The sequence below is a fragment of the Erythrobacter sp. JB3-1 genome, assembly GCF_057364995.1.
The window spans coordinates 837111-859944 of sequence record NZ_CP200289.1 but is presented as its reverse complement, the minus strand read 5'-3'; the positions used below and the strand labels follow the sequence as shown (position 1 = coordinate 859944).

The following is a 22834-nucleotide window of genomic DNA, read 5'->3' as shown; positions in this document are numbered from 1 at the left end:
TCGTTCGCTGATGCGTAAGTGGCAGGCGGCAAAGCGTTGGTGCCTGCAAAGGGGCTAAACCTGCGGGATCGTGAAAGCATGGCGGCAAGCCTACTGGGTTAGGCGCTCTCGCGGAACCCTTATGGTGATGATCAGGCCGCTTTTCTGCCAGTCTTGGGTCATAGTGCCGCCCAATTGATGATTGATGGCCATGCTGATCAAGCGCGAGCCAAAGCCGGTGTCTGGCGGCTCAGCGGTTTCTGGTCCGCCGCTTTCGCGCCATGTGATCACGACATCATCGCCCGCCTCAGCGATATCAATCGCAACCCGGCCAGTGGGGACACTCAGCGCGCCATATTTGGCCGCATTGGTTGCCAGCTCGTGGAATATCAGCGCCAGCGGAATGGACGCGCCGCCGCCGAAACTCACATTGTCGCCCGTGATGCTGACTACGTCAGAGCTGTCTGCGCCATATGGGGCCATCAGCACCCGCAGCAGATCGGCCAGTGTTTCGCCGCGGCTGCCGCTGACCGGCATAGCGAATTCCTGAGCCCGAGCGAGCGCGCGAAGATTGGTGTTGAGCTCTTCGGCGAATTTCTGATTGGCGTCATCCCCGCGTGATCGCAGCGAGATCAGCCCGGTGATGACAGAGAAAATGTTCTTGATCCGGTGCGCTAACTCGCCCGCTAGCAATTCGCGTTCCTGCGACATCCGATAGCGATCGTCGATGTCGGTCAGCGTGCCAAACCAGCGCGCCGTGGCTGGATCATCGGTTGAGGGAACCGCGCGCGAGATAACATAGCGATACGAGCCGTCGGCCTGGCGCAGGCGCCATTCATCGGCAAATTCGCTCGCGGTCGTTATGGCTTGCTCAAACTTGGCCAAGGACGCCTCAAAGTCGTCGGGATGAATGAACGCGCGCCAATCATCCACGCTGCTGGGCGGCGCGCCTCCGGTCACTTCGGTGAAGCGCGCGTTGAAATTGTCGAACACGGGGCCGGGCGCCGCCGACCAGGCGATATCGGGCACGCCGTCGAGGATGAACTGCACCCGCTCCGCGCTTTCCTTAAGTTCGAACACGGCGAGATGCGCTTGTCGATGCGCTTCCAAGCGGCGCTTTACCGCATCGGCCAGCACGATCAGCCCGTCTCGCTGAAACTCTGACAACCCCTGAGCGCGGGCCTTTGTGTCGGTCACGCATAGGGCGCCCATCGGCGCGCCTTCGGAAGAGATTAGCGGCGCACCAACGTAATAGCGCAGGTGCGAGGCCTCACGCACCAAAGCGTAGTCTTGGAACCGCGCGTCACTGGCAGCATCGAGCACTTCCAACAGATCATCGCCGAGCATGGTTTGCGCGCAAAAGCTGGTCGAACGCGGGGTTTCGGTGATGTCGAGCCCTTCGCTGGCGATAAAGCGCTGCCGCTCTTCTTCGACCAGGCTGACGGAAGCCGAGGGCGCGTCACACAATTTTGCGGCAAATCTGACCAGGCGAACCAATTCTGGATCGCCGCTGACGCCGTCGAGATCAAAGCTCGCCAGCACGCGCAGGCGGCTGCGTTCGTCGCAAAATTCCTTTGCGGGCGACTGGTCAGATGGCCAGGGGGGCGAGTCCAAAAGTGTCAGAGACTTGGTCCTTTCAGGCCTGCCATACATGAAACGCGTCCGAGCTCAAATTGAGGATGAGCACCGAGATAAGGGCACTGAGAAAGTTTGCGCTTGGCCTGCGCAATGATATGGCGGGCGGAACATATTATTTCACGCAAGGTAATGAAAAATGCGCGCTACTCCAGACTTTGACTTTCAACTCGGCGAAGCGGCTGAGATGATCCGCGACAGCGTTGGCCGGTTTGCCGATGAGCAGATCATGCCGCTGGCAGAAAAGGCCGACCGCGAAGACTGGTTCCCGCGCGAATTGTGGAAGCCGATGGGCGAGCTTGGTCTGCACGGGCTGACCGTGGATGAGGCCGATGGCGGCCTAGGCCTGGGCTATCTGGAGCACGTGATCGCGGTTGAAGAGGTTAGCCGGGCATCGGCCAGCGTTGGCCTGTCCTATGGTGCGCATTCCAACCTTTGCATCAATCAGATTCGCCGTTGGGGCAATGAAGAGCAAAAGGCGAAGTATCTGCCCGGACTGATCAGCGGTGAGCATGTCGGATCGCTGGCGATGAGCGAGGCGAGCGCTGGCTCTGACGTCGTCTCGATGAAGCTGAAGGCCGAAGCGGTGCAGGGCGGCTATGTGCTCAATGGCACGAAGTTCTGGATCACTAATGCGCCAGAGGCGGACACTTTGGTGGTCTATGCCAAGACCGACGGCAATGCAGGCTCGCGCGGGATCACGGCGTTCCTTATCGAGAAGGACGATGAAGGTTTCTCGATCGGTCAGAAAATCGACAAGGTCGGTATGCGCGGATCGCCCACGTCAGAGCTGGTGTTTGACGATTGCCATATTCCAGAGGACCGTGTGATGGGGCCGGTCAACGGCGGGGTCGGCGTGCTGATGAGCGGGCTCGATTATGAGCGCGTCGTGCTCGCCGGGCTGCAACTCGGCATTATGCAGGCCTGCCTTGATTGCGTCATTCCCTATCTTCGGGAGCGCAAGCAGTTCGGCAAGCCCATCGGCAGCTTCCAATTGATGCAAGCCAAGGTTGCCGACATGTATGTCGCGCTGCAATCGGCACGCGCCTACACCTATGCCGTGGCGAAAGCGTGTGACGGCGATCAGACCACCCGGTTTGATGCAGCGGGCGTGATCCTGCTCGCGAGCGAAAACGCGTTTCGCGTGGCGGCTGAAAGCGTGCAGGCGCTGGGCGGCGCAGGCTACACCAAAGATTGGCCGGTGGAGAGGTACATGAGGGACGCGAAGCTGCTTGATATCGGTGCGGGTACGAATGAGATCAGGCGTATGCTTATTGGTCGTGAGCTGATTGGGGCGGCGGGATAATGCCGGTAGTTGCAGGCGAAGAAGCGCCAAAGAAATCCAAGCCATCGGTTCGCCAGCGCGCTGACGCTATCAGGCCATTTATTTGTAAGAATTTGATCGCGGTGATCGAGTCTCCCTCTGACATTAAGAATATCGGAACGGTCATCCGCAACGTGAATGCGCTTGGGTGCGAGAAAGTCTATGTAGTCGATCCGCGCAGAGCTTTGCCCGACGATTGGCAGGAGATGCGCGAAAAACCGTCACTGTCCAAGACATCCGTTTCAGCAGTCAAATGGAGCTTCATTAAGCGTTTCGATAGCTCCGATGATTGCTTCGATCATCTTGAGAGGAACAATTTTCATTCAGTAGTTACTTCGCCTCATGTGAAGGGAGAGACAAACATCTGGCTGCACGAAGGTGACTTTACAGAGCACACCAAACTTGCCGTCTGGTTTGGCAACGAAAAGCGCGGGATTAGTGACCGTGCTGTCGAACGGAGCGATGCTTGTGTGGCGATCCCAATGTTCGGAATGATTGAAAGCCTTAACTTGGCCACTTCGTCAGGTATAGTCCTCTATGAGATCACAAAGCAGCGCCGCGAATATCAAAGCAAATATCGAAAAGGCCGGAAACGGAGCGAGCGAGCGGAACCGCTGCCGACCGTGATGGGACGTGAGGACGCGCAATCATGACCGCACCTGTGCTCACCAGCAAACTCGACATTGAAAGTCCGGAGGCCAAGGCACGCGCTACGCATAATAAGGCGCTCGCCGCCGACCTGCGTTCGACGGTGGCAACAGCTGCCCTTGGCGGTCCCGAGCGCAGCCGCGAGCGGCATGTCTCGCGCGGCAAGCTGCTGCCGAGGGAGCGGGTGGAGCGCTTGCTTGATCCTGGCTCGCCGTTCCTTGAGATTGGCCAGCTCGCCGCCAATGGTCTTTATGACACCGACATTCCCGGCGCGGGCATGATCGCAGGGATCGGACGCGTGTCCGGCCGCCAAGTCATGATCGTGTGCAATGATGCGACTGTCAAAGGCGGCACCTATTATCCGATGACGGTGAAGAAGCACCTTCGCGCGCAAGAGATTGCGATGGAGAACCGCCTGCCGTGCATCTATCTGGTCGATAGCGGCGGGGCCAACCTACCGCATCAGGCCGAGGTTTTTCCAGACCGCGATCACTTTGGCCGGATATTCTTCAACCAAGCCAACATGAGCGCGCAGGGCATTCCACAAATCGCCTGCGTCATGGGCAGCTGCACCGCAGGCGGCGCCTATGTGCCGGCAATGTCGGACGAGACGGTGATTGTGCGCGAGCAGGGCACGATCTTCCTCGCAGGGCCACCGCTGGTGAAGGCGGCAACGGGCGAGGAAATCACCGCAGAGGATCTGGGCGGCGGCGATCTGCACGCCAAGAAATCGGGCGTGGTTGATCACCTGGCCGAGAATGACGAGCACGCGCTGACGATTGTGCGCGATATCATTTCGCATTGCGCCCCCGCGCAGGCGGGGGCCTCCCTCGGATTGCACGAGATCCCCGCCTCCGCGGGGATTCACTCAGGCATCAAAGACCCGCGCCCGCCGAAGTTTGACGCGGACGAGTTGTACTCTGTCGTGCCCGATGACGTGCGCGCGCCCTATGATGTGAAAGAGATCATTGCGCGGCTGGTCGACGGCAGCGAGTTTCACGAATTTAAGGCGCATTATGGCAGCACTTTGGTGTGCGGCTTTGCCCATATTTGGGGCATGCCGGTCGCGATTCTGGCCAATAATGGCGTGCTGTTTTCGGAAAGCGCGCAAAAGGGCGCGCATTTCATTGAGCTCGCGCAGCAACGCCGCATCCCGCTGCTATTCCTGCAGAATATCTCCGGCTTTATGGTCGGCGGAAAATATGAGGCGGAAGGCATCGCCAAGCATGGCGCGAAGCTGGTGACGGCAGTTGCGACCGCGACAGTGCCGAAGATTACTGTGGTGATCGGCGGGTCTTTCGGCGCGGGCAATTACGGCATGTGCGGGCGGGCGTACTCTCCGCGCTTCCTGTTCACTTGGCCCAATGCGCGCATTTCCGTGATGGGCGGAGAGCAAGCCGCAAGCGTGCTCGCCACGGTTCACCGCGATGCTGACAAATGGTCGGAGGATGAGGCCGAGGCGTTCAAGGCCCCGATCCGGCAGAAATATGAGGACGAGGGCAATCCCTACTACGCGACCGCGCGGCTATGGGATGATGGGGTGATCGACCCTGCGCAGACGCGCGACGTGCTGGGCCTGGCCTTTGCGGCAACCCTCGAAGCGCCAATTCCAGAGCGCCCAAGCTTTGGCGTGTTTAGGATGTAAGGAAAGCTATGTTGAAGCTCTACAATTTAACCGATGAATCAAAGCGCTACTGGGAAACTTGGGATGACGCACCCGGCCAAAGTACTGTTCATTGGGGTGAGCTTGGAACGACTGGGGAAACAAAGACAGTCAAGTCGGGTTTCCTAAGGCCAGCTCACAAAGCGATCCAAAAAGAGATCGATGGCTTGGTGCAAAATGGGTTCGCACCTATTGATTTCGAAGACCACGCTGTCCTGTTGATTGAATATCAGGTTGAGGGAATGGGGACGGACTTAGATCTGGACAAGAGGCACAGGCTAGAAGCTCGAATGAACGAGACACTTGGTTGGTCAGGATTGGGCATGTGCGATGGCGGGAGCATTGGTAGCGGAACCATGGAAGTGTGTAACTTTGTCGTGGATTTTGAAGTTGCCGAGAAGGTAATTCGCGAAGATCTGCAAGGCACGGAGTTTAGCGATTTCATAAGAATCTATCGTGAGGACTGACTGCCCAACTGAAACCCTCATCCCTACCCTTGCGTAACTGTCTACAATAAGGGCACAACGCCCTCACCCACTTGCTGGGGGAGAGAGAATTGACCGAAACCATACCGAGCGAAGAGCCGCGCAAACCGACGATCCTCTCGCGGATCGTGCGCCGCATAATCTTGACGATCTATAAATTCCAGGGTTGGAAAATCGACACCAGCCTGCCCAAAATACCAAAGTTCGTCATTGCGGGCGCGCCCCATTCCTCAAATTGGGATTTTGTGTTTTTTGTGGGCGCAACAGCTGCCGAAGATGTGCGACCCAATTTCATGGGCAAACACACGCTGTTCCAAGGGATATTGCGCAATTTCATGCTCGATATGGGCGGCGTTCCGGTTGACCGGCGCAAGGCCAACAGCGCGGTGGAGCAAGTGGCCGACGAATTTGCCAAGCGCGATAAGCTCGCGTTGGTCATGGCGGCGGAGGGGACACGCAAATCCGATGGCAAGTGGAAATCGGGTTTCTATCATATTGCGGAAGCCGCCAAGGTGCCGATTGTGCTGGCATGGGTCAGCTGGGAAAAGCGCGAATTGGGCTTTAGCGAGCCGATGATCCCCAGCGGCAATTATGGCGAGGACTTGGCGAAAATTGCCGCTTGGCTGCGCTCAAAACGCCCCGACTATCCGCGCTACAAAGTGCTGGAAGCTCAGGCTCAGGCGATCATCAACGGGACAGAAGCGGTCTAGCACGGCCGAATGAAATGGCCCAGCGGGTGGTTTATCAGACCAGAGCTGAAAAAGCGCTGCATTATGCCTTTAACACGCCTCGCCGCGCCCCTACATGAGCGTCAGGATTAGGAGGGTGGCGCAGATGCCGTTGACCAAGCATGCAATTGAGAGCGAGCGTGAACGGATCGCGCAGCTTGCGCTTGATCTGGTGGACCAGCGCGGCAGCGCGATCGAGATGCAGACCGTGATCGGTGAGAGCGGCCTGTCGCGCGCGCGTTTCGATGAGATTTTTGAGAACGAAGACGACTTCTATGATGCCGCGGCCGCGCATTGGCTAAAGCCGCATAATGATGTGATGGAAGAGGTGATGGCGAGCGACCTGCCGCCCAATCGCAAGATCTACGAATTCTTCCGCCGCCGGTTTGTCATCTCGCGCGATCGCTACCGTGAAAACCCGGTTTATTTCGCGATCCTGTGCCGCATGGGCACGGACAATTTCGAACGCATCCGCTCCAACATCGACCTGGCAGACCACTATCTGTGCGAGTTGATTGCAGAGGCTCAGGCTGAAGGTTTCTTTGCCGGGCTGGAGATTGATCAGGCGCTGTCACTGATCAATCAAATGGTCAGCATCTATACCCTGCCTGATGCGCTGGTGATGATGGGAGATAAGCTGACCGAGGAGAAACTCGCGCAGATTGTCGATACCATCTTTGCGGGACTATCGGGCGAAACGGGAACTAGCTCTGGCGGGGTAAACACCCTGCGCATCGCGACTTAATCCTTGCGATCCCTAAATTGCAGCACATTGTTGGGGCGCGGCAGCGGGCGGCGCGGTTTGCTTTGATCAGACAAAGCGTACTTCAGGCTCGCGCCGATCATTAATGTGGATGTGGCGATCAGCGCCGCGGCCCAGAACCAATGCGGCAGCCACAGCGCCGCTTCAATCGCGCCGGTATCCGACAGCATGGAATTGCCGCCGATCACTGCGCGCTCGGTAAACAGATAGTCGAAATCGCGCAGCATACTCATCGCCGCCAGCATCCCCAGAAACTGCAGCGCAAAGCGGGCCAGCCCATCGGGCGCGCGCCACGCAATCACGCCGATCAGCATGCCGACTAGCGGCAACATCGCCAGACCCACGCCGGAGCGGACATAGAACACGGTGGAGATCGCAATCGCCCCGGCCAGCACGAACAGGGCAGGCCGCCAATATTTCGCATTGGCACTAGCGAGGATCAGCGCCGCTCCAACCACGCTGGGTGCCAGCGGACCGCCAGCGGCAATCGCGGCTTTGGTAAAGGGGCCGGCATCGCCGTCTAGGCGGCTCTCGGCAACGCCCGATCCATCGGCATAGATCAGCAAGCGCTCAAATTCCTGACCAGTCAAAATCGCGGTCATCCCGTGCCCCATTTCGTGGAACCATGTGGTTAGGATTGAGAACGGATAGATGATGTAATTGCCAAACGGCAAAGCGGGGATGAACAGGATCACCACGACGGCCAGGATGAGCCGCCCGACCTGCTCGGCCTGACTGCCGGGTTTGACCATAGACTGCATTACTGGGGGCTACCCGATGTTGTTTGGCTGTCTCTCACCCATCCAACATGGGCAGGACGAGCGAGTTTTTCAATCCGCCAACGGATCGGTGCGGCCGTGAGTGACCTGCAGATCAGGATGCAGCAGGAACGCTTTCCTCGCCCTCGGCGCGTTGTTCCTGCAGGATTGACCAGCTCGGCCAAGAACAGTCCTGCGACCAGCGGGCCCAGGACAATGCCGGAAAAGCCTGCAAAAGCTATCCCGCCCAATGTCGTCACCAGAATGATCCAATCAGGAATGCCGGTGTCGCGGCCCACCAATATGGGGCGCAGCACATTGTCGGCCATGCCGATCACCAATGCGCCGGAAAACAGCACGAACAGCCCCTGCCATATATCGCCCACTGCGAGCAGATAGAGCGCCGCGGGCAACCACACCAGCGCCGTGCCCACCGCTGGGATCAGCGATAGGATCGCCATCACCACTCCGAACAGGATCGCAGAGGGTATGCCCGCGATCCAGAATGTTGCCGCGCCCAGCGCCCCCTGAACCAGACCGACAACCAGTGAACCTTTGATTGTCGCCCGCACGATGGAGAGAAATTTCTCGGCCAGACGGTCTGCAATCGGGCGCTCCAATGGCAAGCTGGAGAGGATCGTCTCGCCCACCCGCTTGCCATCGCGGATCAGGAAGTATGTGACATACAGGCCGATGGTGAAGCTGAGGAAGAAGCCGAGCGCACCTCCGCCCACGGCGACCGCTTGACGGGCGATGATCCCGGCGCTTTCGCCGATCACTTCCTGTGCGCGGGCTTGAAGATTGGAAAGGTCGGTCCAGCCTGCGGCTTCGAGGGACTCCCGGATCGACAGCGGCACAGCGGCATAGATGGTGTTAAACCAGGCGGCGATATCGATCTCGCCATTTTGGAAGGCTGCGACCACGGTGGCCGCCTCGTCAATCACCAATCCGCCGATAAACATCGCAGGCAGCAACACCGCAAAGGTGATGATCAGCATGGTGATCCCAGCCGCCGGGTTCATCCGTCCGCCAACCCGCGCCAGCACCCAGCGATGCAGCGGGCGGAACATCACCGCGGCTAGTGCAGCCCACAGCAGCGGGTTAAAAAACGGCCAGACAATTACCAGTAGCAAGACGGTGACAGCGGCGACCAGCAATAGGAAGCTGGACTGCTCTAGCGGGGTTTTATGATGGACTTCGCTCATAGCGTTCCATCTCGGCTAAAACACGGGCGGTTTCAAGAGTCTCCGCGCCATAAGGCCCGCCCGCGCTGACGGATGGGTAAGGGGGTGGAGCCGCCAAGCGGCCCGCCTAGCCCTTACACATCAAGGTTCGCGACATTGAGCGCATTGTCCTGAATAAATTCGCGGCGCGGCTCCACCACATCGCCCATCAGGCGGGTGAAGATTTCGTCCGTTACGTCCGCATCTTCGACCTTCACTTGCAGCAGTACGCGCGCCTCTGGATCAAGCGTGGTCTCCCACAGACTGCTCGGCGTTCATCTCGCCCAGCCCCTTATAGCGGCTGATCGAGAGGCCTTTGCGCCCAGCCGCCAGCACCGCATCGAGCAATTCTGTCGGGCGGGTGATCGCATCATCACCGCTGGCGGCGACCGGCGCATCATCGCTGCTTTCTTCGCCTGCGTCGTCGCTATCGCTGGCGGTGGATTTCACCAGCACATTGGCCGTGTCATAGACATCCGCCTCTTCGCCGGCGACGCTGTGCATTTTGCGGGCCTCGGCGCTTTCGAGGAACTTCGCCTCAAACAAATGCGCATCGGTGACGCCGCGCCACAGGCGCTCAAAGGCGATGCTGCCATCTTCCGTGCGGCGCGCGCTCCATTTCGCATCGGCATCGCCTGATTGCAGGCGCGCGGCGGCTTTATTAAGCGCTTCGGCAGAGCCGAGATCATCGGGATTGAAGACGCCAGCAAGCGCCATCGCCTCGATAATGGCGGAGTTATAGCGGCGCGGCGCAAAGGCGATGAGGTTGCGCATGCGAAGCGCGTGATCGACCAGTGCCTCCAGCTCATTGCCGCTGCGCTGCGCGGCTCCGCTGTCGAGCACGCGGCCCTGCAATCCGCCTTGGATCAGATAGCGATCAAGCTCGCGGTCATCCTTCAGATAAACCTCGCTGCGGCCTTTCGCGACTTTATACAGCGGCGGTTGAGCGATGAAGAGGTGCCCGGCTTTCACGATCTCTGGCATTTGCCGGTGGAAGAAGGTGAGCAGCAATGTGCGGATGTGCGCACCATCGACGTCAGCATCGGTCATGATCACGATTTTGTGATAGCGCAGCTTTTCAAGGTCGAATTCATCGCGAATGCCGGTGCCCATCGCCTGGATCAGCGTGCCAACCTCTTTCGATGAGATGATCCGGTCAAACCGCGCGCGCTCCACATTGAGGATCTTACCTTTGAGCGGCAGGATCGCCTGGGTCTTGCGGTCGCGCCCCTGCTTGGCAGAGCCGCCGGCGGAATCGCCCTCCACCAGGAACAGTTCGGCCTTGGTCGCGTCGCGTTCCTGACAATCGGCGAGTTTACCGGGGAGGGATGCGACCGACATCGCGCCCTTGCGGCTCATCTCGCGGGCGCGCTTGGCGGCTTCGCGAGCGGCGGCGGCATCGATGATCTTCTGGATAATGATCTTTGCCTCGGCCGGGTTTTCCTCCAGCCATTCGGTCATCTTTTCGCCCATCAGCGATTGCAGCGGCTGGCGCACTTCGGAGCTGACCAACTTGTCTTTGGTCTGCGAGGAGAATTTGGGATCAGGCAGTTTGACACTGACGATGGCGGTCAGCCCTTCGCGCATATCTTCGCCTGACAGCGTCACCTTCTCTTTCTTGAGCAGGCCGCTGGACGCAGCATAATTGTTGAGCGTGGTGGTCAGCGCCGCGCGGAAGGCCGCGAGGTGCGTGCCGCCATCGCGCTGAGGAATGTTATTGGTGAAGGTGAGGACGTTCTCGTAATAGCTGTCGTTCCATTCCAGCGCGACGTCGATCCCAATGCCCTCCTTCTCAGCCGAAACAGAGATCGGATTGGTGATCAGCGCCTCTTTATTGCGGTCAAGATAGCGTACGAATGCGGCAATCCCGCCTTCGTAGAACAGGTCATGCTCCTGCACTTCCTCGCCGCGATTATCGCGCAGGAGGATGCGGACACCGGAATTAAGGAAAGCAAGCTCGCGGTAGCGGTGCTCCAGCTTGTCGAAATCGTATTCGGTGACGTTTTTGAACGTGTCGTTCGAATGGTGGAAGGTGACGCGCGTCCCCTTTTTAAACCCGTTGTCGTCCGGGTTTTGATCCACCTTGGGCGCATCACCCAGAATTTCGAGGCTTTTCACCGCCTCGCCGTGTTCAAAGCGCATCCAGTGCTCTTTGCCGTCGCGCCAGATTTTCAGCTCGAGCCATTCAGACAGCGCGTTGACCACAGACACGCCCACGCCGTGCAGGCCGCCAGAAACCTTATAGGCGTTGTCGTCAGAGGTGTTTTCAAACTTACCGCCCGCGTGCAGCTGGGTCATGATGACCTCTGCGGCGGAGACACCCTCTTCCTTGTGCATGCCAACAGGAATGCCGCGGCCATTGTCCTCGACGCTGACGCTGCCATCGGCGTTCATCTCGATCAGAACGAGGTCGCAATGCCCCGCGAGCGCTTCGTCGATGGCGTTGTCTGACACCTCAAACACCATGTGGTGCAAGCCCGATCCGTCATCGGTGTCGCCGATATACATGCCAGGGCGTTTGCGCACCGCATCAAGGCCTTTGAGAACCTTGATCGAATCGGCGCCATATTCGCCCTGTTGTTTTTCCGGCCTAGAGCCAGTTTCAGGAGTGTTTTCGGGTGTTTCTGAGGTGTTGTCGTCCATGCCCATCATATAGGCGCTCTGCGGGCGAACCCCAAGCGAATGCAGGGTAGAGTTCGAGGTTTTCCACTGTCCGCCTGAATCCGGATTTTCGGGGGCGGCTCGGCGGGGGTTTTGCCGCTGTCGCCGCGCTGATATTTGCGTGGTGAACGCTTGCGCAGCAACTGCGTTGCCGGCTTGAAGCATTGCGCGGCGCGCGCTGACCATTAGGGTCCACCGATATGACAATCGACACAATGCTTGCCCGTCTGACGCAGCCCTATGGTTCGTTCTCCGAAACCCTCAGCGCGTGGGCTGAAATTCAGCCTGATAAGCCCGCATTGCTTGATGAGCAGGGCTCGGTCACTTGGGCGGAACTGGATGCGCTGACCGCAAGGCTGGCTGCGCGGCTGGTGGAGACGGGGCTGGAGCGCGGGCAATCTGTCGCGATCCTTGGCACATCCTCCATCCATTACGCCTTGGTCTTTTTGGCCGCCGTACGCGCGGGCGGCGTGGCTGCGCCGCTGACGACCAGCGCATCGCCGGAGCAATTGGCGGGCATGGGACGGGATTCGGGCGCGCGGCATCTGTTTATTGACGGCGCGAAGGCGGATGAGCTGGGCGCGGGGTTCCTGCCAGAGCTTGAGCATGTCCCGCTTGAAAATGTGCGCAGCTGGATGGCGCCCGCTGGTGCGCCTGCGCCTGAGTTCGAGCCTGATCCCAAAGACGCCTTCAACATCATCTATTCCAGCGGGACGACCGGCATTCCCAAAGGGATCGTCCATTCGCATCAAATGCGCTGGCGGCAATTCGCGACCACCGCTGCCTCTTATCTGGAGGCGGAGCTGGAGGTTCGCTCGCTCGCCAGCACGCCGCTCTATTCCAACACGACTATGGTCGCCTTTCTGCCGCCACTGCTGGCGGGCGGGACCGTGCGCATTATGGGCAAATTTGATTGCGAACGCTGGCTTACCCACGCTCAGGCGGATCGCAGTAATGTGACCATGCTGGTGCCGGTGCAATATCAGCGTTTGATGGATTTTGCGCAGTTTGACGATTTTGATCTCTCGTCGCTTGCACTCAAATATTGCACTTCCGCGCCGTTCTCTGCCGAGCTGAAACGCGAAGTGCTTGAAAGAATGCCGGGCGGGCTGATCGAGATATACTCGATGACGGAAGGCGGGGTTGTGTGCCTGCTCGCCTGTCACGAATTCCCGGACAAGCTGCACACGGTCGGGCGCCCCGCGCCGGGCAGCGAGCTTAAAGTGCTGGATGATGAAGACAAACCCGTGCCCGCCGGCACGCCGGGCAATCTGATCGGGCGATCCCACACCATGATGGCGGGTTACAAAAACCAGCCTGGCAAGACGGCAGAGGCCCAATGGAGCGATCCCGCGAGCGGCGAGGCCTGGATGCGAATGGGCGATATTGGCCGCGTTGATGAGGATGGCTTTGTCGAGCTGGTTGGCCGGGCCAAAGACATGATCATCTCTGGCGGGTTCAACATCTACCCCAGTGATCTGGAGGCGGAGCTGGAGAAAGAGGCCGACGTGCTCGAGGCCGCGGTGGTCGGCATTGCATCAAAGCAATGGGGCGAGACCCCGGTTGGCTTTGTGGTTCTGGACGCGGGCGCACGCGATGTCGCCGAGATATGCGGCGCGGTGAACGCGCGTCTGGGCAAGACTCAGCGATTGTCGCGCCTGCACAGAATCGCGGAAATGCCGCGCAGCCACATTGGCAAATTGCTGAAGACTGAGCTTCGCGAGCAGGCAGAGGCGCTCGCCGAATAGGCTGAGCGCTGCAAACTCAAAGCGCTTTTTGGAAGAGGGGGATGCGCGGCCACCAGCCTTTCAGGGGGGGTCAGGGGGTGAGCCGGTGACCGCGCATTGTGTTGGCTCAAGTCAGGGTGGTCTTGAGCGTACACTATGAAGTTCGCGGGGTTTGCCGATTGGGTTACAAGCGCCTGCGGACTTTTTTCATTTCTGGCATCTTTTCCATCAGGGATTTGAAAAGATTGGGAAATTATTTTCAGATTTTAGACGAGAATAGCCTGAAGCGAAGCGCCGCTAACGGCGAGGGCAACGGTCAGGGCGAGAATTTTCTCAGAGATAATACGCATTTTGAATTCCTTTAAATGGGGTCGTGAACTTGGTGTCAGCGGTTAGTTCGCAAGGGTCGCAATAAATTTACATGACGCCATGCGTTCATTACGCATCTTCGATCACATATGTCGGAGGCGGTCAGGCGCAGTGGATGCATCGCGCCGCATATGCGCCGCAATTTGAGGCCGCCCCGGTCAATATGCAGATCGCAGGCAATCGAGCAATCGAGACGCGGCCGCCAGTTGGGCCGAGGGGAGGCCCTGAGGGAGGACAAGCCGGCCGCGTCTCTTATGCCTGCTGGGCTTATCGCCCCCTTCGCACGGGAAGGGAGGGTCCGCATTATGCGCCTGAGGTAGAGCGCTGGCGGGCGGGCCGGGTCGGGCTGGGCCGTGCGGCGCGATTGCTCGCGCCTCAGGCCTTTCGCGTCCGCTGGCTCGCTTGGCCCCGTACCGGGGGCGATAAGCAGGCTGGCGATGGCTAGCGGGGGAAGCTGTGCCAACGCCTTTGCGACAACGAAAGGAGCGGGAGAGGAGGCTCGTTTCGTTGTTGCAAGAGCCAAATGGTGTTTCATGCAATCGAACACAAATGCCAAAATTCGCAAAACATTTGCGTTTTTTGCAACATAACTGATGCACGCTTCGCATGATTGCGCAAAGCCGCGCGCGCGCCACTAGACTTGGTCGCAGCCGCTGCTTAACCCGGCCCGCATGTCAGACACCCATACGCCCGATTCCATCCTGATCGTCGATTTCGGCAGCCAAGTGACCCAGCCGATCGCGCGCCGCGTGCGCGAGGCCGGGGTCTATTCCGAAATCGCCCCCTTCACTCAGGCGGAGGAAGCCTTTCACCGGATGAAGCCGAAGGGCATCATCCTGTCAGGCTCGCCAGCGGGTGTTCCCGACGAAGGCAGCCCGCGCGCGCCAGAAATCTTGTTCGAGGCGGGCGTGCCGATCCTGGGCATTTGTTATGGCCAGCAGGTGATGTCGCATCAGCTCGGCGGCGAAGTGCGGCGGGGGCACGAGACGGGCGAAGGCGGCGAATTTGGCCGCGCGTTCCTAACCGTGACGAAATCCTGCGCTCTGTTCGATGGCCTATGGGCTGAGGGCGAGCGGCACCAAGTGTGGATGAGCCACGGCGACAAGGTCACAAAATTCGCCCCCGGCTTTGAGATTGTTGCTACCAGCGACGGCGCGCCCTTCGCCGTCATCGCCGATGAGCAGCGGCAATATTACGGCACGCAATTCCACCCAGAGGTCGTCCACACGCCCGACGGCGGCAAGCTGCTGGCAAACTTCGTGCACAAGGTCTGCGGGCTGGCTGGCGATTGGACCATGGCCGCTTACCGCGAGACAAAGATCGCCGAGATCCGCGAGCAGGTTGGCTCTGGCCGGGTTATCTGCGGCCTATCCGGCGGGGTCGACAGCTCCGTTGCCGCAATCCTGATCCACGAGGCAATCGGCGATCAGCCGACCTGTGTGTTCGTCGATCATGGCCTGCTGCGCCTCAACGAGCGCGAGCAGGTCGAGAGCCTGTTCCGCGATCATTACAACATTCCGCTGGTCGTGGTGGACGCGGAGGAACGCTTTATGGCGGGCCTTGACGGCGTCTCCGATCCAGAGGCGAAGCGCAAATTCATTGGCGGCGAGTTTATCGCCGTGTTTGAGGAAGAGGCCAACAGACTGGGCGGGGCCGATTTCCTCGCGCAGGGCACGCTCTATCCCGATGTGATTGAAAGCGTCTCTTTCACCGGCGGGCCATCGGTGACGATCAAGAGCCACCACAATGTCGGCGGCCTGCCAGAGCGGATGAAGATGGAACTGGTCGAGCCGCTGCGCGAATTGTTCAAGGATGAAGTGCGCGCGCTGGGCCGGGAACTGGGCCTCGACGAGCAATTCGTGGGCCGCCATCCTTTCCCGGGTCCAGGCCTCGCGATCCGCATTCCGGGCGAGGTGAACAAAGAGCGCTGCGATATCCTGCGCAAGGCGGATGCGATCTATCTTGAAGAGATCCGCAACGCCGGATTGTACGATGCGATTTGGCAGGCGTTTGCCGTGCTGCTGCCGGTCAAAACCGTCGGCGTGATGGGCGACCACCGCACCTATGACAATGTCTGCGGCCTGCGCGCGGTGACCAGTACCGACGGCATGACGGCAGATGTCTATCCCTTCGACGCCAGCTTCCTAACCGGCTGCGCGACCCGCATCGTCAACGAGGTCCAAGGCATCAACCGTGTGGTCTATGACTACACCAGCAAACCGCCGGGCACGATTGAATGGGAGTAACCCTTGTCCTCCCGCTGTGAGCAGATAGCAGCTGCAGTCGAACGGCTGGACTCAAGCGATAGTGCTGCGCAGCATACTGCTTGGGAGGATCTACGCCCCCTTGGCTTTGGTGTCGTTGGCCCGCTACATAATGCCTACAAAGGCTTCCGCACATGGCAGGGCCGCGCCGCTTTGGTCTACTATGCGACCCGCTACGCGCGCGTTTCCGAGGATGCTGTGCCACTTGGCCTAATGGCGCTGGGAGACCGGTCTTACATGGTGCGGTATCGTGCTTGTGGTTTGCTCGCCTACTCGCTGCGGGATGAAGTGCTGCCGCAACTGGAAGCGCTGGCTAGCTCTGATAAGAGGGAATTCGTTCGCCTCAACGCCCAGACTGCGATCAATGCCATCAAGGCCCGAAACCATCATCTCTGGGCCGATTCATCGCTTTCAGGTCGTACGAGCTGGCGCGTGAATCCCGGTGACATCGACCTGCATGATAGACCGCCGGAACCTCCAAACTGGCTTCAGCGAAAACGGCTTGGGATCAAACCTGTCTCCTTCTCGTCTACTTGAGACACCCATGCCCACCATCTTCACCCACGCCATTGTTCCGCTAGCCATCGCCGCTGCTGCGGGGCGGGGGCGTATTTCGCCTAAGCTTGCCATTGCCGGGGCCGTCTTTGCGATCCTGCCGGACGCCGATGTCATCGGCTTTCCGCTTGGGATCGATTATGCGCATGAATGGGGCCACCGCGGCGCGACGCATTCGCTCGCCTTTGCCGCATTGTTTGCCGCCGCCACCGCGCTGATCTGGAAAGAGGCGCGACATTTGGGCGCATGGGCGTTCCTCACCTTCGCAATGGCCAGCCACGGGCTGCTCGACACGCTGACCAATGGCGGATTGGGCGCGGCCTTGTGGTGGCCGTTTGATAACACGCGCATCTTTGCGCCCTACACGCCGGTGCGCGTCTCGCCGATTGGGGCAAATTTCTTCTCCGAGCGCGGGGTGGCGACACTGGCTTCTGAGCTTAGATGGATTTGGCTGCCCTGCATTGCACTTGCGCTTGCCGGGTGGGGTCTGCGGCGCGTATCGCGGGACAATGCAACTCGACCTCGGCTCTGATCCGCGCACCGAAATTCTGCGCCGTTTGCAGGCGGGGCTGACCGCGACTTTCGGACGGATCATTCGCCCGGATGATAAGCGCCGCGATCCTGTGTGGGTGCTGGTGCACGGGGTGATTGGGGCGCAGACCAAGACGGCGGCCTCCAACGCATCGACCGACGCCTTGCTGGCGGAATATGGATCGTGGGAAGCGGTAGCGGAGGTGGACGGAGCGGAGCTGGAGGCGCGATTACAGCGCCAAACCTTCCCCAGCGTTGCGGCCAACCGGCTCAAGCAGTGCCTGAACGCGATCATGGAAGAGCGCGGCTCGGTCGATTTGCGGCATCTCTCCAACCTGCCCACCGAGGAGGCTATGGCGTGGCTGGAGACGCTGCCCGGTGTCGCGCGCAAGAACAGCGCCGGGGTGATGAACGCCAGCACCTTCAACCGCAAAGCGATGGTGATTGATGGGCATCACCGGCGGATCATGCAGCGTATGGGGATTGTCCCGGCCAAGGCAGACACCGCGCGCACCTATGATGCGCTGATGCCGATTGTGCCGTCTGAATGGAGCGCGCAAGATATGGACGGGCATCACCTGCTGCTCAAAAAATTGGGTCAGACTCATTGCCGCCCGCGCAAGGCGGCGTGCGATGGCTGCCCAGCGCGCGACAATTGCGACACAGGCCGGGCGGAGCGGCCATGAAGGCGGGCGCGCTGATGACGGCCTTGCTCGCTGCGCTGGCGGTCGCCGCCTTTGCGGGCAATTCGCTGCTGGCGCGGGCGGCTTTGGCAGATGGCGCGATTGAGGCGGGCGCCTATTCTGCAATCCGGCTGGCGTCCGGCGCTTTGGTGCTGTTGCCGTTTCTGGGCGCGCGGCCATCTGGTCGCGATCTGCCCGGAGCGTTTGCGCTTGCCGCCTATGTCGCCGGGTTCTCGCTAGCATATTTGCACCTAGGGGCGGGAATCGGGGCGCTGATCCTGTTCGGCTTTGTCCAAGCGACGATCATCACCATCGGCGTGGTGCGCGGCGAGCGATTGATCGCGCGCGGCTGGCTCGGCCTGATGATTGCGCTGGGCGGATTGATCTATGTGCTCGCGCCGTGGGAGGCGGGGCGCAGCGCAGCGGGCCTCTTGCCCGGACTGTTGATGGCGGGCGCGGGCATGGCCTGGGGCGTGTACACTCTGATCGGACGCGGCTCTGGCTCTGCGCCGGGCGGGGCAACGGGCAGCACCGCGCGATATTTCCTAATCGCCAGCGTAATCGTAGCGCCCATGCTCTTGCTCGACAGCACCATGCCGCGCTGGGACGGCGCGCTGCTGGCGGTGGTCTCTGGCGTGGTCACATCGGCGCTGGGCTATGTCGTTTGGTACAAGGTTGCGCCAAAACTCGGCCTGGCAACCGTTGCCAGCGTGCAATTGGCAACACCGGTCGTCGCGGCCCTGGGCGGGGCATTGTTCCTGGCCGAGGCGCTGATAATGGGCGTCGTCATTGGCGGCGCGCTGATCTTGGGCGGCATTGCATTGACGGTGAATGCGGCGCGCGCGGCTAGCTGATAAAGGAGCCCACCTTACGCTACGACGCGCTCCGTTTCACCGGTCCGTTCATAAAAGCGTGCTTGCAAGCGGTGCGATTCTTCGTAATCCCGTGCCCGCACGAAAACTATTGGGAGAACCACAGCCATGAAAACCGCAATCACCGAAATGTTCGGCATCCAGCACCCGATTATTCAAGGCGGGATGCATTATGTCGGCTTTGCTGAAATGGCGGCGGCTGTTTCCAATGCGGGCGGGCTGGGCATTATCACTGGCCTGACGCAAAAGACGCCGGCGGATCTCGCGAATGAAATCGCGCGCTGCAAGGATATGACGGACAAGCCGTTTGGTGTGAACATCACCATCCTTCCGACGCTGACCCCGCCAGACTATCCGGCAATTGTGAAGGCCGTGATCGAAGGCGGTGTAAAAGTGGTGGAGACCGCTGGGCGCAATCCCGTCGATTTGCTTCCCCCACTGAAAGATGCCGGGATCAAAGTGATCCATAAATGCACCAGCGTGCGCCACAGCCTGAAAGCGCAAGAGATCGGCTGTGATGCCGTAAGCGTCGATGGCTTTGAATGCGGCGGCCACCCGGGCGAAGATGATATTCCAAACTTCATCCTGCTGCCGCGCGCCGCCGATGAGCTTGAAATTCCGTTCGTATCCTCTGGCGGTATGGCGGATGGCCGTTCACTCGTCGCCAGCCTGGCAATGGGCGCGCAGGGCATGAATATGGGCACGCGCTTTATCGCCACCCAAGAAGCGCCCGTGCACGAAAACGTGAAGAAGGCGATTGTCGCCGCCTCCGAACTCGACACCCGTCTAGTGATGCGCCCGCTGCGCAACACAGAGCGCGTGATGACCAACGCCGCTGTTGAGCGCTTGATCGAGAAAGAAAAGCGGCTTGGCGATGATCTCAAGTTTGAAGACATCCTTGAAGAGGTCGCAGGCGTCTATCCGTCGATCATGATGGAAGGCGACATGGATAAGGGCGCGTGGAGCTGCGGCATGGTGGCCGGCCTGATCAATGATATTCCGACCTGTCAGGAATTGATGGACGGCATCATGAGCGAGGCGGAAACGATCCTGGCGCGCATGAACGGGCAAATGGCCGCGGGCTGATTTTGGATCGCTTAGGCGGTGCCGAGTCGCTGTTGACTCGCTGTTTTGCGGGCGGCGCCGCTGCGTAAATTCCCTTATGGGTTAACCATTAGTGCGGGCCTGCAAGGGCGCGCGCGGCAATGCCGGTGTCCAAATCCTTACCGCGCATCTGAGTAGTCAACCGAATGAAAAAAGCGGAACCTTTCGGGTAGTTAGGTTTTACAGCGCGCCGGAAACGGCCTGCTGCGGGATCGACAACTTGGAAACGCTGCACCGGCGGAGGAGCTGGCGCATAATCGGGGACTGCCCATGCAGGAATTTATCGCACTTGAGTTTTGGATTTTAGCGATTGCAGCGCCCTGCATTCTCAGCTGGGTCCTCGGAGAAGTTCACGGCGCCGCGCGGGTGCGCAGCTATATGGAGCAGCGCCTGCCCACGGTGGAAGAAGCAGCGAGCGTTGCCGGCACACCGGGCAGTTTCACGATGCAAAGCCGAGCTCTTGCAGTAGCCCAAAAGCCCGGCTCTGTTGCGCGGCCGGGTCGCGGCCTTGCCGCCGCCAATGCCGCATTGGGCAGCGCAATCGACGCCGCCCTCCGCCCGCAGCGGGTTATTGCCGCAACGCGTGATCTATCGGCCAGCGAGCGCAGCGCGCTTTACAAGGAAATGCCAACGCGGGCCCAGCGCAGCGAAGAGGCCGATTGGCGTCGCAAGGAACTGGCCGCTCTGTTGGGCGAGAACGAAGGGCGATTGGCACCAGTGGCCGCCGAAGTGCTGAGCCAATATAAGGTGTCGGTGACGCAAATGGCCCAGGCCAATATCCAGAAAGATCTGGATGACGCCTTGGCTGCATTTGCGCCGCCGATTGATGAACCGCGCCCGCGCAGCCGCGCTTACTGCGACGCTTTGGAAGAACGCTACAAAACTGAGGTGCCGGAACAGACTGCCTGCCCCCCGCGCTCAGCGAATGCTTAAGGCCTAGGCCCCTTAGCCGTCGGCGTTTTCGGGGTTCTTGACGCGGGTGTAGGGAACAAAATCTTCAAAGAAGACCGCGCCAGTGAAGAAACCGCTGAACCGATCAACCGTGGTGATTTGATCCAGGCGGCACAGCTGAGATGAGCCGAACTTGCGGATCACCAGAATGTCATCATCATCGATGCTTTCCGGGCGCCGGGTGCGCTGAACATAGATCGTGTTGCCACTGCCATAGACATAGGCTGTGTCGTTGATCGTGCGCATTCTGCGGTTGGCTTGCTCGCGGATGCATCGCACCGGTTCACCGGCGACGCGTCCTTCGAGCATTTTTTGAAGTTTCTCTTCGCCGGTGGGCTTGTCTTTGGCCATCACAGCGGGGGCGCCAAACGCAGCAGCACCGGCCAGGCTGGCGGCTGCAAGGGCGAGAAATTTAGACGAGCGAACCATAAACATTCTCCTACGCTAAGACCCTTAAGCCTAGCGGATAAAGCGTGTCAGGTGAACGATGGCTGACTCTGTAAAGCGAGGCGCCGAGGCCGCGAAAATGCTGCTGGCTGCACCATGATTAGGCGCAGTGCACAAAATTACCTGTGGCCGGGATCGCCGCCTTCGGAAATGTCGGGCAGGCTCGCTTGATCCACGCCGTCAGCCGGGCCGCCTTTCAGGACAAAGCGCCGGTCGCAATAGCCGCAATCGACATAGCCGTGCTCGTCAATCTCCAGATAGATGCGCGGATGGCCCAAGGCGGCGGGGCGATAGTCCTTGCCGCCGCGAATGCCGCTGGCCCCGTCACAGCTTACGCGGCGGGTTTCAACGATCAGGACTTCTGGTGGAGCGGTATTCATAAGCACGCGCGATAATCGCGAAGCGGCGCAAATTCAATCTTTCGTTTGCACGTTTTGGCGGATGACAGGTTGGGCGCAAGGCTTGCACCAATGCAGCGCTTCTTTATGGCTTGCGCGCATGAGCAACGAACCCGCCATTTCGATCCGCAATCTCACCAAAAGATACGCCGCGCCCAAAGGCGCGACAGGCGCAGATGCCACCGGCAAGCTGGCGCTGAATGATGTTAGCTTTGATGTGCCGCAGGGCCAGATCTTTGGTTTGCTTGGTCCCAATGGCGCTGGCAAATCCACCCTGATCAACACGCTCGCCGGGCTGGTGAACAAGACCAGCGGCAATGTGAACATCTGGGGCTTTGACATTGATAGCCAGCGCCGCAACGCCAGCCGCGCGATTGGCATTGTCCCGCAGGAAATCGTGTTTGACCCGTTCTTCACGCCTTACGAAGTGTTGCAAAACCAAGGCGGGTTTTATGGCATTCCGGCCGCCGATCGGCGCAGCGAGGAATTGCTCGGCGCCGTCCGCCTGGCTGACAAGCGTGATGCCTATGCCCGCACATTGTCGGGCGGGATGAAGCGGCGGCTGCTGGTGGCAAAAGCCATGGTGCATTCGCCGCCGATCCTGGTGTTGGACGAGCCGACCGCCGGGGTTGATGTGGAATTGCGCCGCCAGTTGTGGGAGCTTGTTACCCAGCTCAATGATGACGGCGTCACGGTCGTGCTGACCACGCACTATCTCGAGGAGGCAGAGGAACTCTGCGACCGGATTGCGATCATCAACCACGGCGAGCTGATTGCGGACAAACCCACTCGCGAGCTGGTGGACATGGCGCGCGAGAAAATCGTTGCCGTCACAGTGGAGGCCGACCTTACCGAGGCGCCCTCGCACGAGGCCTTCACCAAGGTGGAGCTCGCCGGGACACGCGGGGTCGAGGTGACGTACGACAAAGACGAGCTCAACGCAGGCCAGGTGCTGGCGATCCTGCAAAGTCAGGGCCTGACGATTGAGGATGTGACCACGCGCGAGGCGGACCTGGAGGATGTGTTCGTCCAGCCGACGAGCTAGGCTGGCCGCGAACAAAGGAGA

General features: G+C 59.9%; 23 protein-coding genes. 16 read left to right on the top strand and 7 right to left on the bottom strand.

Annotated elements, in window-relative coordinates:
• Positions 1–90 precede the first annotated feature (90 nt).
• Positions 91–1593 (bottom strand): sensor histidine kinase, encoded by a 1503-nt coding sequence (locus AC0V6M_RS03995; protein ID WP_486137569.1) that lies wholly within the window; start codon positions 1591–1593, stop codon positions 91–93.
• A 160-nt stretch (positions 1594–1753) separates the two neighbouring features.
• Between AC0V6M_RS03995 and AC0V6M_RS03990 the strand changes: the two genes are divergently transcribed.
• From AC0V6M_RS03990 to AC0V6M_RS03965, 6 genes are all read left to right on the top strand, one after another.
• A complete protein-coding gene (locus AC0V6M_RS03990; protein WP_472644018.1) occupies positions 1754–2920 on the top strand; it encodes an isovaleryl-CoA dehydrogenase in 1167 nt (388 codons plus the stop codon).
• Complete coding sequence (locus AC0V6M_RS03985; protein WP_486137568.1) at positions 2920–3591, top strand: TrmH family RNA methyltransferase; 672 nt, start codon at positions 2920–2922, stop codon at positions 3589–3591. Before AC0V6M_RS03990 ends, AC0V6M_RS03985 begins: the two co-directional genes overlap by 1 nt.
• The gene (locus tag AC0V6M_RS03980) at positions 3588–5231 is read left to right on the top strand and encodes a carboxyl transferase domain-containing protein (protein WP_486137567.1); all 1644 of its coding nucleotides are present in this window, start codon (positions 3588–3590) and stop codon (positions 5229–5231) included. Before AC0V6M_RS03985 ends, AC0V6M_RS03980 begins: the two co-directional genes overlap by 4 nt.
• Positions 5232–5239: 8 nt before the next feature.
• Positions 5240–5716: a hypothetical protein gene (locus tag AC0V6M_RS03975; protein WP_486137566.1), complete on the top strand. Its 477-nt coding sequence runs from the start codon at positions 5240–5242 to the stop codon at positions 5714–5716.
• Positions 5717–5805: 89 nt separating this feature from the next.
• Positions 5806–6444 carry a lysophospholipid acyltransferase family protein gene (locus AC0V6M_RS03970; RefSeq protein WP_486137565.1) on the top strand — a complete coding sequence of 213 codons (639 nt, stop codon included), beginning with the start codon at positions 5806–5808 and terminating at the stop codon, positions 6442–6444.
• A gap of 124 nt (positions 6445–6568) precedes the next feature.
• Positions 6569–7207, top strand: a complete 639-nt coding sequence (locus tag AC0V6M_RS03965) for a hypothetical protein (protein WP_486137564.1) — start codon at positions 6569–6571, stop codon at positions 7205–7207.
• Here AC0V6M_RS03965 and AC0V6M_RS03960 read toward each other — a convergent pair.
• From AC0V6M_RS03960 to AC0V6M_RS03945, 4 genes are all read right to left on the bottom strand, one after another.
• The gene (locus AC0V6M_RS03960; RefSeq protein WP_486137563.1) at positions 7204–7986 is read right to left on the bottom strand and encodes a M50 family metallopeptidase; all 783 of its coding nucleotides are present in this window, start codon (positions 7984–7986) and stop codon (positions 7204–7206) included. The genes AC0V6M_RS03965 and AC0V6M_RS03960 overlap by 4 nt on opposite strands.
• The gene (locus AC0V6M_RS03955) at positions 7986–9188 is read right to left on the bottom strand and encodes an AI-2E family transporter (protein ID WP_486137562.1); all 1203 of its coding nucleotides are present in this window, start codon (positions 9186–9188) and stop codon (positions 7986–7988) included. Before AC0V6M_RS03955 ends, AC0V6M_RS03960 begins: the two co-directional genes overlap by 1 nt.
• A gap of 113 nt (positions 9189–9301) precedes the next feature.
• Positions 9302–9424, bottom strand: a complete 123-nt coding sequence (locus AC0V6M_RS03950; RefSeq protein ID WP_486137561.1) for a hypothetical protein — start codon at positions 9422–9424, stop codon at positions 9302–9304.
• A 25-nt stretch (positions 9425–9449) separates the two neighbouring features.
• Positions 9450–11849 (bottom strand): DNA gyrase subunit B, encoded by a 2400-nt coding sequence (locus tag AC0V6M_RS03945; RefSeq protein WP_486137560.1) that lies wholly within the window; start codon positions 11847–11849, stop codon positions 9450–9452.
• Positions 11850–12067: 218 nt separating this feature from the next.
• On the opposite strand from AC0V6M_RS03945, the gene AC0V6M_RS03940 reads away from it, so the two are divergent.
• From AC0V6M_RS03940 to AC0V6M_RS03900, 9 genes are all read left to right on the top strand, one after another.
• Positions 12068–13615, top strand: coding sequence for a class I adenylate-forming enzyme family protein (locus tag AC0V6M_RS03940; protein WP_486137559.1), 1548 nt, complete (start codon positions 12068–12070; stop codon positions 13613–13615).
• Positions 13616–14078: 463 nt separating this feature from the next.
• Complete coding sequence (locus tag AC0V6M_RS03935) at positions 14079–14408, top strand: hypothetical protein (protein ID WP_486137558.1); 330 nt, start codon at positions 14079–14081, stop codon at positions 14406–14408.
• Between the two features lie 226 nt (positions 14409–14634).
• A complete protein-coding gene (gene guaA, locus AC0V6M_RS03930; protein WP_486137557.1) occupies positions 14635–16209 on the top strand; it encodes a glutamine-hydrolyzing GMP synthase in 1575 nt (524 codons plus the stop codon).
• Between the two features lie 3 nt (positions 16210–16212).
• Positions 16213–16764, top strand: coding sequence for a hypothetical protein (locus AC0V6M_RS03925; protein WP_486137556.1), 552 nt, complete (start codon positions 16213–16215; stop codon positions 16762–16764).
• A 7-nt stretch (positions 16765–16771) separates the two neighbouring features.
• Positions 16772–17314 carry a metal-dependent hydrolase gene (locus tag AC0V6M_RS03920; RefSeq protein WP_486137555.1) on the top strand — a complete coding sequence of 181 codons (543 nt, stop codon included), beginning with the start codon at positions 16772–16774 and terminating at the stop codon, positions 17312–17314.
• Positions 17292–17999 (top strand): endonuclease III domain-containing protein, encoded by a 708-nt coding sequence (locus tag AC0V6M_RS03915; protein ID WP_486137554.1) that lies wholly within the window; start codon positions 17292–17294, stop codon positions 17997–17999. Before AC0V6M_RS03920 ends, AC0V6M_RS03915 begins: the two co-directional genes overlap by 23 nt.
• Complete coding sequence (locus AC0V6M_RS03910) at positions 17996–18850, top strand: DMT family transporter (protein WP_486137553.1); 855 nt, start codon at positions 17996–17998, stop codon at positions 18848–18850. Before AC0V6M_RS03915 ends, AC0V6M_RS03910 begins: the two co-directional genes overlap by 4 nt.
• A 126-nt stretch (positions 18851–18976) precedes the next feature.
• Positions 18977–19954, top strand: a complete 978-nt coding sequence (locus tag AC0V6M_RS03905) for an NAD(P)H-dependent flavin oxidoreductase (RefSeq protein WP_486137552.1) — start codon at positions 18977–18979, stop codon at positions 19952–19954.
• A 288-nt stretch (positions 19955–20242) separates the two neighbouring features.
• Complete coding sequence (locus AC0V6M_RS03900; RefSeq protein WP_486137551.1) at positions 20243–20905, top strand: hypothetical protein; 663 nt, start codon at positions 20243–20245, stop codon at positions 20903–20905.
• A gap of 12 nt (positions 20906–20917) precedes the next feature.
• Here the strand turns inward: AC0V6M_RS03900 and AC0V6M_RS03895 are convergent, their stop codons facing one another.
• Both AC0V6M_RS03895 and AC0V6M_RS03890 read right to left on the bottom strand, forming a co-directional pair.
• On the bottom strand, positions 20918–21352 hold the full coding sequence (locus AC0V6M_RS03895) for a hypothetical protein (RefSeq protein ID WP_486137550.1): 435 nt from the start codon (positions 21350–21352) through the stop codon (positions 20918–20920).
• Between the two features lie 137 nt (positions 21353–21489).
• The gene (locus tag AC0V6M_RS03890) at positions 21490–21750 is read right to left on the bottom strand and encodes a zinc-finger domain-containing protein (RefSeq protein WP_472639917.1); all 261 of its coding nucleotides are present in this window, start codon (positions 21748–21750) and stop codon (positions 21490–21492) included.
• Between the two features lie 118 nt (positions 21751–21868).
• Here AC0V6M_RS03890 and AC0V6M_RS03885 point away from each other — a divergent pair, with 118 nt between their 5' ends.
• Positions 21869–22813 carry an ABC transporter ATP-binding protein gene (locus AC0V6M_RS03885; protein WP_486137549.1) on the top strand — a complete coding sequence of 315 codons (945 nt, stop codon included), beginning with the start codon at positions 21869–21871 and terminating at the stop codon, positions 22811–22813.
• The last annotated feature ends 21 nt before the right edge of the window (positions 22814–22834 follow it).